At 59.7% G+C, this 14,050-nt stretch carries 11 protein-coding genes; all 11 read right to left on the bottom strand.

All coding sequences use genetic code 11. The features are described from left to right. Positions 1-1,246, bottom strand: a 1,246-nt coding sequence (gene tilS / locus ADS46_RS09845) for a tRNA lysidine(34) synthetase TilS (protein WP_066319486.1), incomplete at its 3' end; no start/stop codon positions are given. Continuing rightward, on the bottom strand, positions 1,227-2,183 hold the full coding sequence (locus tag ADS46_RS09840) for an acetyl-CoA carboxylase carboxyltransferase subunit alpha (RefSeq protein WP_066319484.1): 957 nt from the start codon (positions 2,181-2,183) through the stop codon (positions 1,227-1,229). The genes ADS46_RS09840 and tilS, both read right to left, overlap by 20 nt. A gap of 98 nt (positions 2,184-2,281) precedes the next feature. Further along, entirely contained in the window at positions 2,282-5,785 is a 3,504-nt protein-coding gene (gene dnaE / locus ADS46_RS09835) for a DNA polymerase III subunit alpha (protein WP_066319481.1), read from the bottom strand. A 35-nt stretch (positions 5,786-5,820) separates the two neighbouring features. Further along, entirely contained in the window at positions 5,821-6,438 is a 618-nt protein-coding gene (gene rnhB / locus ADS46_RS09830) for a ribonuclease HII (RefSeq protein ID WP_066319479.1), read from the bottom strand. Further along, positions 6,428-7,612 carry a lipid-A-disaccharide synthase gene (gene lpxB, locus ADS46_RS09825; protein WP_066319477.1) on the bottom strand — a complete coding sequence of 395 codons (1,185 nt, stop codon included), beginning with the start codon at positions 7,610-7,612 and terminating at the stop codon, positions 6,428-6,430. The genes rnhB and lpxB overlap by 11 nt, the downstream gene beginning before the upstream one ends. A gap of 13 nt (positions 7,613-7,625) precedes the next feature. Then, positions 7,626-8,393, bottom strand: coding sequence for an acyl-ACP--UDP-N-acetylglucosamine O-acyltransferase (lpxA, locus tag ADS46_RS09820; protein ID WP_066319474.1), 768 nt, complete (start codon positions 8,391-8,393; stop codon positions 7,626-7,628). Further along, a complete protein-coding gene (fabZ, locus tag ADS46_RS09815) occupies positions 8,390-8,833 on the bottom strand; it encodes a 3-hydroxyacyl-ACP dehydratase FabZ (RefSeq protein ID WP_066319472.1) in 444 nt (147 codons plus the stop codon). Before fabZ ends, lpxA begins: the two co-directional genes overlap by 4 nt. 130 nt (positions 8,834-8,963) lie before the next feature. Then, on the bottom strand, positions 8,964-10,004 hold the full coding sequence (gene lpxD, locus ADS46_RS09810; protein WP_066319470.1) for a UDP-3-O-(3-hydroxymyristoyl)glucosamine N-acyltransferase: 1,041 nt from the start codon (positions 10,002-10,004) through the stop codon (positions 8,964-8,966). A 54-nt stretch (positions 10,005-10,058) separates the two neighbouring features. After that, complete coding sequence (locus tag ADS46_RS09805; protein WP_066319462.1) at positions 10,059-10,565, bottom strand: OmpH family outer membrane protein; 507 nt, start codon at positions 10,563-10,565, stop codon at positions 10,059-10,061. Positions 10,566-10,618: 53 nt separating this feature from the next. Continuing rightward, a complete protein-coding gene (bamA, locus tag ADS46_RS09800) occupies positions 10,619-12,961 on the bottom strand; it encodes an outer membrane protein assembly factor BamA (RefSeq protein WP_420706121.1) in 2,343 nt (780 codons plus the stop codon). A 100-nt stretch (positions 12,962-13,061) separates the two neighbouring features. Beyond that, positions 13,062-14,050: RIP metalloprotease RseP (gene rseP / locus ADS46_RS09795; RefSeq protein WP_234346801.1), on the bottom strand; the 989-nt coding region annotated here is incomplete at its 5' end.

The following is a 14,050-nucleotide window of genomic DNA, read 5'->3' as shown; positions in this document are numbered from 1 at the left end:
CCCGCCACAATAATGTGGCGGGCAGTTGAACCACCCCCAGGCACTCGTCTCCTTGCATGACCACGACGACCCACTCGCGCTGCCAGGGAGGTAACCGGGCTTCTTGCAAAAGCCGCTTGACCGTCCGGTGCCCCCGCCCGGGCAGACGCATCACCTCGCCCCCCTGGCGCCAGCGCAGCGTTACCGGCTGGTCGGTCTCGAGCGCCAGCGCAAGCGGCCCCAGCGGCGTCTCGATGCCCGGTTGGCCGTTCCAGGTGGTTTGCCAGGGCGGCGGGCGTTCGAAAGGCGGCATGATAAATAACCGCTCACGCCACACCCTGGCGTCGGCCCCCGGCCAAGTGACGCGCACCTGGGCGTCACGCCCGGCCATCAGTTGATCAAGCAGGGTTTCCAGACGCTCACGCGGGGGCGTGGGCAAGCCCGCCTGCTGGCACCACGTGCGCACCAGCAGCCGCTGGCGAGGGCGGTCCCGTGAGCGCAACGCCGCCACGCTCAGCCCCCCGTCACCCTCTTGCAGGGTCTGCAGTTCCTCGGCCGCGTAGGCAGCCAACAGATCGTCGGCTTCCCCCGCTTGCCGGGCGCTTTGCGAAAGCGCCCGGCAGGCGCCCGGCCAGCGCGCTTCAAGTCGCGGCACTACCTGGTGGCGCAGCAGGTTGCGGTCCAGGGCAACGTCATCATTGGTCGGGTCATCACACCAGGCCAGTTGCATGGCCCTGGCCGTTTCGGCGAGCTGATCACGACCGATATCAAGCCAGGGACGCAACAGGGTGATGCCCTGCCAGTCGCGGCGATAGGGCATGGCAGCCAGTCCGCGAATGCCGCTACCGCGCATCATGGCCAGCAGCAGCGTTTCAGCCTGATCGTTCTGATGCTGGGCCAGCCACAGCGTATCGCCCGGCGGAACATGCTGCTGGAAGGCGGACAGGCGCGCCCGCCGAGCGGCGCCTTCGATCCCCTCTCCTTGACGCTCCACCGTCACCCTGGCCACCGTGAGGGGCACGTCGAGCCTGGCACACAACGCCTGACAGTGCGCTTCAAACGTCTCGGCGGCGGGTTGCAGGGCATGGTTGACGTGCAGCGCCCGCAGCGGACGCTGGGCCTTTTGGCAGACGTCCGCGGCCAGTGTCAGAAGCAGCGACGAATCCAGGCCGCCAGAGACGGCTACCCAAATAGAGCGCCCCGGTGGGGTTTCCACCAGGGCGTCATTGAGCGGGCCAACCAGCGATTCAGGCGGCTGGGGCGCCATAACTCATCAGGCGGTCATAGCGGCGCGCCAAGAGCGCGTCGATCTCCATCTTTTGCAGACGATCAATACTCGCAGACAGCGCTTCCTTGACGCGCTCTGACGTTGTCACCGGATGCCGGTGTGCGCCACCCAGCGGCTCCTTGATCAGCGAGTCAACGAAACCCAGCTCCTTGAGTCGCTCAGCGGTGATGCCCATGGCTTGGGCGGCCTCGGAGGCTTTTTCGGCGCTCTTCCACAGAATCGACGCGCAACCTTCCGGGGAAATCACCGAATAGGTCGAGTACTGCAGCATCTGCAGCTCATCGCAAACGCCTATCGCCAGGGCGCCGCCGGAGCCGCCCTCACCGACCACGGTGGAGATAATCGGCGTTTTCAGGCGCGACATCACCGCCAGGTTATAGGCAATGGCTTCCGACTGACCACGCTCCTCGGCGTCGATCCCCGGGTAGGCCCCCGGCGTGTCGATAAAGGTCAGCACCGGCATCTTGAAGCGCTCGGCCATTTCCATTAATCGACAGGCCTTGCGATAGCCTTCCGGGCGCGGCATACCAAAATTACGGCGGACCTTTTCTTTTACGTCACGGCCCTTTTGATGGCCAATCACCATGACAGGCTTGTCATTCAGGCGCGCCACCCCACCCACGAGCGCCGCATCGTCGCCGAAATTGCGATCGCCATGCAGCTCGTCAAAGTCGCTGAAGATATGCTCAAGGTAATCCAGCGTATAGGGGCGCTGGGGATGACGCGACAGCTGGGACACCTGCCAAGGGGTCAAATCCTTGAAAATCGACTCCGTCAGCTTGCGGCTTTTCTCTTCCAGCCGGGCGATTTCATCGGAAAGGTTGACCTGGCTATCGGAGCTGACCAAACGCAGCTCTTCAATTTTTGCCTGAAGCTCGGCAATGGGCTGTTCAAAATCGAGATAATTAGGATTCATCGGCTCTGCCTGTTAAAAATAAGCCTTGTCGAAACGCGCATGGATGACACCATTATCGCACCCTGACCCTACCACGCAAGGCGCCACGCGGAACGCGTCTACTTGTAGCGTAGCTGAACACCCACCTGACCCTGCACATCGCGCAGGGTCAGCAGCAAATCATCGCTGGGGGCAACTTTCCATTCATCCGCCAGTTCCAGCCAGCCCACGGCATCGGGGTGGCGATACTGCAGGCGGACGGGCAACCCGGCCTCGTCGCGAAATGGCGACAGGCTGGCGCGCAGGCTCTCCACCAGACGGCCGTTGAGCTGCTGGGCATCCAGCGCCAACTCCACTGCCTGGCCAAAGCGGGCGCGCGCCGCCACCATGGGGGTAACATCCTTGCCACGCAGCTTGAGGCCGCCGGAGAAGTCATCGTTGGACACCTCGCCTTCGACAATCACCACTTCGTCGGCGGCGATTTGCCCACGCACTTGTTCGAACAGCTCGCCAAACAGCGAGGCCTCGATGCGCCCGGTACGGTCATCCAGGGTAATGAACGCCATGGTATCGCCGCGCTTTGATTTCATGGTGCGCATGGCCACCACCAGACCGGCGATCCGCTGGGGCTCCCAGGACGCTTTTAAATCGCTGATCCGCGTCGATACAAAGCGTTTTAGTTCACGCTCGTACTCGTCAATCGGGTGGCCGGTCAGGTAGAGGCCGAGCGTATCTTTCTCGCCGGACAACCGCTCGCGGTCGGTCCATTCGCGGACGTGGCGGTATTCAGCGTAAACATCGACCGCCTCTTCTTCGTCGGTAAATGCCTCGCCGAACATATCCAGCATGCCCAGGTTCTGGTTGGCGTGATTTTGCGCGGCGGCCTTGAGGGCATCTTCCATGGCAGCGGCGAGCACGGCGCGATTGGGGCCCAGATTATCCAGCGCGCCGGAGCGGATCAGCGCTTCCAGCGTGCGTTTGTTCATGCGCTTGGGGTCGATACGCTTGCAGAAATCAAAGAGATCGCTGAACGCGCCGCCTGCTTCCCGGGCATCGACAATCGCGCCAATGGGGCCTTCGCCCACGCCGCGAATCGCCCCCAGCCCATACACCACGCGACCCTCGATATCGACGGTGAACTTGTAGCCACCCACATTGACGTCCGGCGGGGTCACCGTCAGCTTGAGGTTTCGGCACTCTTCAATCAGCGGTACGACTTTATCCAGATTGTCCATTTCCGTGGACATCACCGCCGCCATGAAGGGCCCGGGGTAGTGCGCCTTGAGCCAGGCGGTCTGGTACGAAACCAGCGCGTAGGCCGCCGAGTGCGACTTGTTGAAGCCGTAACCGGCGAATTTCTCCACCAGATCGAAGATATTGCCCGCCAGGTCTTTATCGATGCCGTTGGCCGCGCAGCCTTCCATGAAGCCGGCGCGCTGCTTGGCCATTTCCTCGGGCTTTTTCTTGCCCATCGCCCGGCGCAGCATGTCGGCCTGGCCGAGCGTGTAGCCCGCCATCACCTGGGCGATCTGCATGACCTGTTCCTGGTACAGGATGATGCCGTAGGTGGGGGCCAACACCGGTTTCAACAGCTCGTGCTGGTAATCCGGGTGTGGATAAGACACTTCCGCACGGCCGTGCTTGCGGTTGATGAAGTCGTCCACCATGCCCGACTGCAGCGGGCCGGGGCGGAACAGCGCCACCAGGGCGATCATGTCGTCGAGGGAATCGGGCAGCAGGCGCTTGATCAGTTCCTTCATGCCGCGGGATTCCAGCTGGAACACTGCCGTGGTCTCGGCGCGCTTGAGCATCTCGAAGGTTTTGCCATCATCCAGGGGAATGGCGTCGATATTGAGGGGTTCCTGGTTATTGGCGTCACGCACCTTGTCGACCATTTCCAGCGCCCAGTCGATGATGGTCAGCGTACGCAGCCCCAGAAAGTCGAACTTCACCAGCCCGGCTTCTTCGATATCGTTTTTATCGAACTGCACCATCAGGCCGGAACCGTCCTCGTCGCATAGCAGCGGCGAGAAATCGGTAAGCTTGGTGGGTGCAATCACCACGCCCCCGGCGTGCTTGCCGGTGCCCCGGGTGGTGCCCTCCAGCTTGAGGGCCATTTCCCAGATTTCCTCGGCTTCTTCATCGCTGTCGATAAATTCTTTCAGCGCCGCTTCCTGCTCGATCGCCTTGTCAAGCGTCATGCCCACTTCAAAGGGGATCAGTTTGGAGAGCTTGTCGCCCAGCGAATAGGGCTTGCCCTGGGCGCGAGCGACGTCACGCACCACCGCCTTGGCGGCCATGGTGCCAAAGGTGACAATCTGCGATACCGCATCACGTCCATAGCGCTCGGCCACGTACTCGATGACCTTGTCACGCTTCTCCATGCAGAAGTCAACGTCAAAGTCGGGCATGGAGACACGTTCAGGGTTCAGGAACCGCTCGAAAAGCAGGTCGTAGCCGATGGGATCCAGGTCGGTGATCTTCTGCGCGTAGGCCACCAGCGACCCCGCACCGGAACCGCGCCCGGGCCCCACCGGCACGTTGTTATCCTTGGCCCATTGGATAAAGTCCATCACGATCAGGAAGTAGCCGGGAAAGCCCATCTGGATGATGATGTTCAGCTCGAAATCGAGCCGCTCCCGGTAGCGCTGGTCGATCGCCTGGTACTCCTCCCCGTCCCGCGGGTAACGCTCGGCGGGGTACAGAAAATCCAGCCGGTCAGTCAGTCCGTCGTGGGACACCTTGCGGAAAAATTCGTCCTGGGTCATCCCCTCCGGAATGCCGAACTCGGGCAGGAATATCTCGCCCAGGCGCACGTCGACGCTGCAGCGCTCGGCGATCATCACGCTGTTTTCAAGGGCCTCGGGAATGTCGGCAAACAGCTCGGCCATCTCCTCGGGGCTTTTCAGGTATTGCTCTTCGGTATAACGCCGCTCGCGGCGCGGGTCATCAAGCGCCTTGCCTTCGCCGATCGCCACACGGGTTTCATGGGCCCAATAGTCGTCACGTTCCAGGAAGCGCACGTCGTTGGTGGCCACCACCGGTGTCTGGGTGTCAATCGCCAGTTTCACGCTGGCATGCACACAGTCCTCTTCCAGGGGCCGCCCGGTGCGGATGAGTTCAAGGTAGAAGCGGTCGGGGAAGGCCTGCTGCCACTCCTCCAGCAGCCCACGTGCTTCGCGCTCGTGGTCGGAAAGCAGGTGACGGCCTATTTCACCTTCTCGCGCCCCAGACAGCGCAATCAGCCCTTCACTTTGCGACAGTACCCACTGCTTATCCAGAATGGCGCGGCCCTGCCGCTGGCCGTCGGTCCAGCCTCTGGAAATCAGTTCGGTCAAATTGCGGTAACCGACATCGTTCATCGCCAGCAGCGTCAGTCGGTAGGGGTGCGCCTCGTCGTGGGGATTATGCAGCCACAAGTCGCTGCCGATAATGGGCTTTAAGCCAGCGCCCTGGGCGGACTTGTAAAACTTTACCAGACCAAACAGGTTGGCTTCGTCGGTCAGCGCCAGCGCTGGCATCCCGCGCTCAGCGGTCGTGCTGACCAGCGACTTGAGCTTGACCAAGCCATCGACCAGGGAATATTCACTGTGCAAACGTAGATGAACGAACGGAACCGTCATGAGACTCTCGGTAAAAACGCTAAATAATAGAAAGGCTACAGCAGGGCTAACTGGCGCTGCACTGGTGCAAAGCTCCGGCGATGGTCGGCCAATGGTCCATGAACCGCAAGTGCCGATAGGTGCTCTTTGGTCGGATAGCCCTTGTGGCGCGCAAACCCATACTCAGGATAGCGCATATCCAGGGCGACCATTTGGGCATCCCGGGCGACCTTGGCCAAAATAGACGCCGCCGCTATTGCCGGATGCCGGGCATCGCCTTTGACGACCGCCTGACCGGGCAGCGTATGCCCCGGTAGCCGGTTGCCGTCCACCAGCAGGTATTCCGCCGCCGGCGCCAGGCCATCGATAGCCCGGCGCATGGCTAGATGCGTGGCGTGGTAGATATTGAACTGATCCACTTCCGCGGCACTGGCCTCGGCCACCGTGAATGCCAGTGCGTGCTCGCGAATCAGACTGTCCAGCGCTTCCCGCTTGCGCGCCGTCAGCTTTTTGGAGTCGGTCAGCCCGTCGATGGGCCTGGCAGGATCAAGGATCACGGCGGCGGCCACCACACTGCCCACCAAGGGCCCCCTGCCCACTTCATCCACTCCCGCCAGGCGCTGACCGGTATAGTCAACCTGCAACGGTGGAAGGTCAGTCACTTTAACACCCATCGATGCTGTCATCCTGTGCGGCTAGTGGCTGACCGGCGACCAGCGCGTCGATGGCATCTGCCGCCCGGCGACTGGCATTTCGCTGAAGCGCCTGGTGCATTGAAGCAAAGCGGGCTTCCAGTGCGTGCCGCCCTGCGTCGTCGCTCAATAGCGCGCTGAGCTGCTCGGCAATGGCCTCGGGTGAGGCATCGTCCTGGATCAGTTCGGGCACTATCGACTGCTGGGCAATCAGGTTGGGTAGTGACACCCAGGATGTCTTGACCAGCCGCTTGGCCAGCCAGTGCGTCACCGGGGCCATTTTGTAGGCCACCACCATGGCGCGGTGGCAGAGCATGGCCTCCAGCGCAGCGGTGCCTGACGCCAACAGTACGGCATCGCTTGCTACCATCGCCTCGCGGGCCTGACCGTCGAGTAACACCGCGCGCTCGCCAAGCACCGGGAAGGTTTCCAAGAGCTGAGCTATTTCGTCACGCCGCTGTGCACTGGCCGCCGGAATCACCACCTGGAGCGCGCCATGCTGCTGGCAAAGCTGCTCGGCGGCTTGCATGAAGGTCGCGCCCAAAAAGCGTATTTCGTTGCTGCGTGAACCAGGCAGCAGCGCCAGCACCGGCGCCTGCTCGTCCAGACCGAGCGACTGACGGGTGCTTGAACGGTCATTCTCGAGGGGCAGCTCGTCGGCCAACGGGTGGCCAACAAAGGCAACCGGCACTTGGTGACGGCGATAGAAGGCCGCTTCAAAGGGCAACAGTGTCAGCATGCCATCCACGGCTTTGGCAATCTTTTTTACCCGCCCTTGCCGCCATGCCCACACCGACGGGCTGACATAATGTGCCGTCGTTATGCCCGTCTCGCGAAGCTGTTTCTCAAGGCCAATATTGAAGTCGGGGGCATCAATGCCGATCATGATATCAGGCTGCCAGGCGATGGCTTCTTCGCGTAGCGTCCGGCGCACGCGAATCAACTCGGGCAGATGCTTGATGACTTCCACCAGGCCCATGACTGATAGGGTTTCGAGGGGAAACCGACTATTGAGGCCCTGGGCTTGCATGCGTGGGCCGCCGATACCACGAAATTCAACGTCCGGGTGGCGCGCATTGAGTTCGCGCATCAGCCCCGCGCCGAGGATATCGCCGGAAAGCTCGCCTGCCACTAGGTAAATGCGCCGTGGTTCCATGAAAAACCGCCGGTTAGCGGGTAATGCCGCGCGTTGAACGCTCGATGGAATCAGCGAAGTGGGACACTTCAGGAATTGAGAACTGGCGGCGCATTTCGGCAAGCGCCTGCTCCACCGTCAAGCCCTGCCGGTACACCAATTTGTAGGAAGCGCTCAAGGCGTTGATGGTTTCACTACTGAAACCACGGCGCTTGAGCCCCACCAGGTTGAGTCCGCGAGCTTCAGCAGGGTTGCCATTGATCATCACGTACGCGGGCGTATCCTTGGTGATGATCGAACCACCGCCTGCCATGGCATGATCGCCGAAATAACAAAACTGATGAATCGCTGCCAATCCGCCCAGAATGGCAAAGTTGCCGACCGTCACGTGACCGGCCAAGGTGACCTGATTGGCCAGAATACAGTCATCGCCAATCACGCAATCGTGGCCCACATGTACATACGCCATGATCAGGTTGCGCGACCCGATGGTGGTTTCGCCGCGGTCCTGAATGGTGCCGCGGTGCAAGGTGGCACCTTCGCGAATGACGTTATCATCACCCATCACCAGACGCGTCGGCTCGCCCGCGTACTTTTTATCCTGGCAATCCTCACCCACGGAGGCAAACTGGAAAATGCGCGTGCGCTCACCCAGGGTTGTCGGCCCCTTGATCACCACATGGGGACCGACAACCGACCCCGCACCAATGGTGACATCCGGGCCAATCACACTAAAAGGGCCGACCTCAACGTCGTCTGCAAGCCGCGCGGCGGGATCAACAAGGGCAGTAGGGTGTATCAAGCTACTTTCCTCTCGGCACAAATAATCTCTGCTTCGCAGGCCAGTTCACCATCCACCGTTGCCCGGCAGGCGAATTTCCAGATGCCCCGTTTGCCACGAATGACATCGGCTTCAAGTATCATCTGATCGCCAGGCATCACCGGACGCTTGAAGCGTACTTTATCACTCCCCACCAGGTAATACACATAGCCATCGGCGGGGAGCTTGTTAACCGTTTTAAAACCCAGGATACCGCAGGCCTGAGCCAGCGCTTCGATCACCAGAACGCCCGGCATGATGGGATGGTGGGGGAAATGGCCGTTAAAAAACGGCTCGTTGATGCTGACGTTTTTGTACGCAACGATGGATTCGCCCTTGGTTAGCTGCGTTACCCGATCGACCAGCAAAAACGGGTAGCGGTGCGGCAAGTACTCGCGAATTTCGTTAATATCCATAACCATCGTAGCGACCTCTGAAAAGACAAAACACCTGTTACATCAGGCAAACATCGGCACACAGACCGATCAAAAAGCAGTGGATTATAACGCGCTGCGGATGAGCCTCAACCGGCCCACTGCCATATTCACACAGTCACGACTGGCCGCGGTGATTTTTTTCCAAGCGGGACAACCGCTTGGCAATCTCATCAAGCTGTTTAAAACGAACGGCATTTTTTCGCCATTGCGCGTTGCTCATGGCGCCGGTGCCGGAAGAATAAACACCGGGTTCGTGGATGGAGTTGGTCACCAGGCTCATTCCGGTCACCTGGACACCATCACAAATCGTCAGGTGACCTGAAAGACCAACGCCTCCCCCCAGCATGCAGTGCCGCCCCACATGGGTGGAGCCAGCAATACCTACACAGCCGGCTAATGCACTATGATCACCGACCGTGACGTTATGGGCAATCTGCACCTGGCTGTCGATCTTCACATCATTACCGATCACGGTATTACCCAGCGCCCCACGGTCAATGCTTGAGCAACTGCCAACCTCGACGTCATCGCCGAGCACCACACCGCCCAATTGAGCAATCTTGTGCCATTGGCCGCCATCGTGGGCAAAGCCAAACCCGTCCCCGCCAATCACACAGCCGCTCTGCAGGATGACTCGCTTGCCTATCACCACGCCATGACACACGGTGACGTTGGCATGTAAACGCGTTCCTTCACCGATAATGCTGTCGGCGCCCACCATGCTGCCCGCGCCAATAACCACGTTGTCACCCAGCACCACCCCTTCTTCAATGACCGCATTGGCCTGCACACTGACGCCCTCCCCAAGCGAAGCGCTTTCCGCAACAACCGCGCTTGGGTGAATTCCCGGTATATCACGGGCAGGTAACGGGTCGAAAAGTTGAGAGAGTGTGGCATAACCCAAATAAGGGTTATCGATTTCCAGGCGTGGAACGGGGCAGCTTTTGCCATGCTCAGGGTGGAGCAGAACCGCCGCTGCCTGCGTCACGGCCAGATCTTTCAGGTAGGCACGATTCGCCAAAAAAGCCACCTGATCGGCCTGGGCGTCTTTAAGCGTCGCCAACCCCCTGATGGGCTGGCTCCCGTCACCCTCAAAGGCAACGTTCAAGTGGCGGGCAATATCCGCAAGGGTTAGGTCGTGAGAAGCGTGGGTCATGGGCGGCCAAGGAACCTTTGGTGCGGCTGAGCCGCACCGAGCAATATGGGTATTTTAGTTGAGCGAATTAAAAATCTGCGTGACTTCATCCGTCACGTTGGGCAAGTCCCTGGATGAATGCAGCACGCCTTGGGGCTCAACCAAGACTTCAATACCGTGTCGATCAATCACTTGTTCAACCGCCTGTTCCAGTTTGGGTTCGGCACCCTCAAGGAACTGCTGCTCTGAGCGTTGCTGCGCCTGACCGATTTGCTGGCGTAACTGCTCAAAACGACGCCCTTTTTCCTGCAGTTCAGCAATCAGCGACTCGCGCTGTGCCTCGGACATCGTCTCGCCCTCGTTCTGCAAGCGTTCCTGCAGGCCCTGCAGTTCGCTGCCCAGACTTTCAGCTTCGCGCTGCTGGTTACCAATCTCGCCTTCCAGTCGGCTGATCGATAATTGAGCGGAATCGGTGTTCATCAATGCTGCACGCCAGTCAAGAACAGCCACCTCGTCCGCCTGAGCCTGCGCGGATAACACCATGGCACCCAACAGACAAACGACCCCAGTGAGCTTAAGCATGGTCATAACTCCTTTTTGTAAAAGGGATGCGCCTTGCAGCGCATCTCAACTCGTTAGAATGACTGGCCTAACGAAAACTGGAAGAACTGAGTGTCATCCCCACTCTCGTCATTGAGAGGCTCAGCCACCGCAAAGGTCAACGGTCCCACCGGCGTCAGCCAGGATAGCCCCACCCCGGCGCTGTAGCGCAGATCGCCAAGATCGACGCCCGAATTACAGCGTTGGCGGCTGGCATCTTCATCGAGCACGTCATAGCAGGATGACAGGAACGTATTACCCGCATCTAAGAACAGCGATGTCTGCAAAGAGTTCTGATTTTCTATAAACGGAAGTGGGAAAATGACTTCGGCGCTACCCTCGACGAGCACGTTACCCCCCAGAGTGCGATCCCGCCCGCCTTCGCGTGCCGGCGTCGTCCGCTCCCCAAGGGTGTTGGAGGTAAACCCGCGCACGGACCCTAGCCCCCCGGCGTAGAAGTTTTCGTAGAACGGGTAAGGGTCATCGCCTATCGTATCGGCGTAGCCGAGATCACCGGTGAACTTGAGTGACCATGCATCGTTGAGCGCGAACAGCTGCTGCGCTCGGGCGCTGGCTTTGTAGTATTGCGTGTCGCTGCCCGGCGCACCGGTCTCGATGGCGACACGCTGGTAGCTGCCCGCCGTGGGCATAATGCCGCGATTGAGGTTATTGCGCGTCCAGTTGGCATTCAGCTTCAAGGTTTGCGCACTGTCTCCCTCGTCCTGAACATAACGACGAATTTCGGAGGCGGTATCAAAGTAGGTTTTGACCGTGATGTCTTCGGCACTGGCGCCAAAGTTAAGCCGCGACAGCTCACTAACCGGGTAGCCGAAGTTAATGCCGGCACCATACGCATCCGTGGAGTAAGTCGAAATATCGGAGTCTTCGTAGTCGGTTTCCCGGTAGAAGACGTTATAGCCCCGCGAAATGCCGTCAAGTGTCCAGTAGGGGTCGGTGAAACCGAAGTTCACGCTGGTGAAGGTGTCACTACGCTGGGCTCCAATGTTGACACGGTTACCGGTGCCCAGAAAATTATTCTGCGACAGCGACGCCCCGTAGATCACCCCCGCACTTTGCGAGAAGCCGACGCTGGCTGAAATAGAGCCCGATGGCTGCTCTTCAACGTTATAGGTGACGTCCAGCTTGTCGGGCTCGCCCGGGACCCGCTCGGTATCCACTTCAACCTGGCTGAAAAAGCCTAATCGCTCGAGACGTTGACGTGACTGGGTAATCGACTCTGTGGAAGCGGGGGCGCCTTCCATCTGGATCATTTCGCGACGCAACACTTCGTCATCAGTGGTCGTATTGCCGATAAACTCGATACGCCGTACGTAGGCACGCTGCCCCGGATCGACGTTGATCACCAGATCGACCGTTTCACCGTCGCTGGCCACCTCAGGTACACCCCGGACATCAGCAAAGGCAAAACCTTCTGCCCCAAGGCGTTGGCGTAGCGCCTCGGTGGAGGCGTTCAGGTCCTGACGCGAGAAGATCTCACCGCGCTCAATGGTGAGTAGGTCCCGGGCCTCCTGCTCGCTGATTTCCAGGTCACCTCTGAAACGCACATCGCCGACGCGATATTGCTGGCCTTCGTCCACATTGAGCGTTATGAATATCTCTGACTTGTCGGCCCCGATCGATACTTGTGTAGAGGTCACGTCGAAGTTGACATAGCCACGATCCAGGTAATAGGACCGCAGACGTTCGATGTCGCCTGACAAGGCTTCACGGGAATACTCGTCGTTGGAAAACCAGCCAAACAAAAAGCCCGGGCGGTCTTCGAGCTCGAAAAGGTCCAGCAGGGTCTCGTCGTCGAACGCCTCGTTGCCGACGATGTTTATCTGGCGGATCTTGGCGACTTCGCCTTCGTTGATATCGATATTGACCCGCACGCGCCCTTCGTCGATTTCCTCGACCTCAGTCTCGATACCTGCACTATAACGGCCCTGGGATTGGTAAACGCCTTCCAGCTCACGCTCCATTTCCTCGAGCGTCGAGAGTTGAAGCACCTCGCCTTCCGCCAGGCCTGCTTCCGTCAGCCCACTCCGCAGATCATCTTCCGAGATTTGCTCGTTACCGTTGATGTTCAACTGGGTAATGGTGGGGCGCTCGACGACCTGTATCACGAGCACATCGCCTTCCCGGGCGAGCGATACGTCTTCGAACAACCCGGTTTCGAAAAGTTGCCGCGCCGCCGCTGCCAGTTCGCTTTCGCTCACCTGGTCATTGGCGCTGACAGGAAACGCATTAAAGACCGAGGCGGCGGAAACCCGCTGCAGTCCTTCCACACGAATGTCCGAAACATCAAAGGATTGTGCTTGGGCACCGCTGGCACCTGCCAGCAAGAGTACCGCCATTCCAAAGGTCTTGATTTTCATGCAGTCATTTCGCTCGCGTTGGTCTGCCTATGCATTCAAACAGGCACCATATACATTTGTGCAGGCAGATGACAAGGCATCCTAGGCACTACACGCGTCGTTACCAGAGGCGCATCAGATCAAAATACAGGGCCATCAGCATCAGGGTGCCTACCATGGCAAGCCCGATACGTAAGCCGATGGCTTGGGTTTGCTCGGAGACCGGCCGCCCGCGCACGATCTCCAGGAAATAATAAAGCAGATGCCCGCCGTCCAACACGGGGATCGGCAGCAGGTTCAATACCCCGAGGCTGATGGAAAGATACGCCAGAAAGCTGACAAATGCTTCCAGCCCCGCCCGTGCGGAATCCCCTGAAATCTGGGCAATCGTCACAGGGCCAGACAGATTGGACGGCGATATCAGTCCCACCAGCATCTTGCGAATGGCGTCAACGGTCAACAATGTCATGTCCGCGGTGCGCGACAATGACTGCCCTACAGCTTCCACTGGGCCATAGCGGATTTCGCGCTGATATTCTTCAGGCCATTCGACAGGTTCGGCACCCGCACCAATGTACCCAATTTCAACGCCCGTCTCCAGATTGTTACGACCGGGGGTCAGGGTCGTGGTTTGCCGTTCGCCGTCTCGTTCAAATTCGACCGTCAACGCCTCATCGGGGCTACCACGGATCACGTTGACGAAATCCATCCAGTCCGCAATGGGCTTTTCATCCACCGCGATAATGCGATCTCCCACCTGCAAGCCCGCCTCGGCGGCCGCCTCACCTTCAATCACCTGACCAAGCGTGGCCGGGACATCGGGCTGCCAGGGGGTCAACCCCAGTGTTTCCAGGGGCTGCGGTGGATCCTGGCGGGTCATGTAATCGCGTAACGGAAGTTGGTAAACCGCTACATTGCTCTCACCTTCCGGGCGAGCTTCAATGGTGAGCTCTCCACTGAAACCGATCATCGATACCAGCTTCAGGTTGACCGCCTCCCAGCTGCTGACGGCTTCACCCTGAATCGCGGTGATCTCGTCCCCGTGGGCCAGCCCCGCTTCAGCGGCAGGGGAGTCCGGCACTGTTTCGCCGACCATCGGGGCAACGGCGG

Origin of the sequence: Halomonas sp. G11 (genome assembly GCF_001663515.1) — a bacterium.
Lineage (GTDB): Bacteria > Pseudomonadota > Gammaproteobacteria > Pseudomonadales > Halomonadaceae > Vreelandella.
This window is presented reverse-complemented; position numbering and strand designations above follow the sequence as displayed.

Bases quoted from the DNA above. Each gene is read 5' to 3' on its own strand.
- ADS46_RS09840 (WP_066319484.1), bottom strand. From the start codon at position 2,183: ATGAATCCTAATTATCTCGATTTTGAACAGCCCATTGCCGAGCTTCAG.
- dnaE (WP_066319481.1), bottom strand. From the start codon at position 5,785: ATGACGGTTCCGTTCGTTCATCTACGTTTGCACAGTGAATATTCCCTG.
- rnhB (WP_066319479.1), bottom strand. From the start codon at position 6,438: ATGGGTGTTAAAGTGACTGACCTTCCACCGTTGCAGGTTGACTATACC.
- lpxB (WP_066319477.1), bottom strand. From the start codon at position 7,612: ATGGAACCACGGCGCATTTACCTAGTGGCAGGCGAGCTTTCCGGCGAT.
- fabZ (WP_066319472.1), bottom strand. From the start codon at position 8,833: ATGGTTATGGATATTAACGAAATTCGCGAGTACTTGCCGCACCGCTAC.
- lpxD (WP_066319470.1), bottom strand. From the start codon at position 10,004: ATGACCCACGCTTCTCACGACCTAACCCTTGCGGATATTGCCCGCCAC.
- ADS46_RS09805 (WP_066319462.1), bottom strand. From the start codon at position 10,565: ATGCTTAAGCTCACTGGGGTCGTTTGTCTGTTGGGTGCCATGGTGTTA.
- bamA (WP_420706121.1), bottom strand. From the start codon at position 12,961: ATGAAAATCAAGACCTTTGGAATGGCGGTACTCTTGCTGGCAGGTGCC.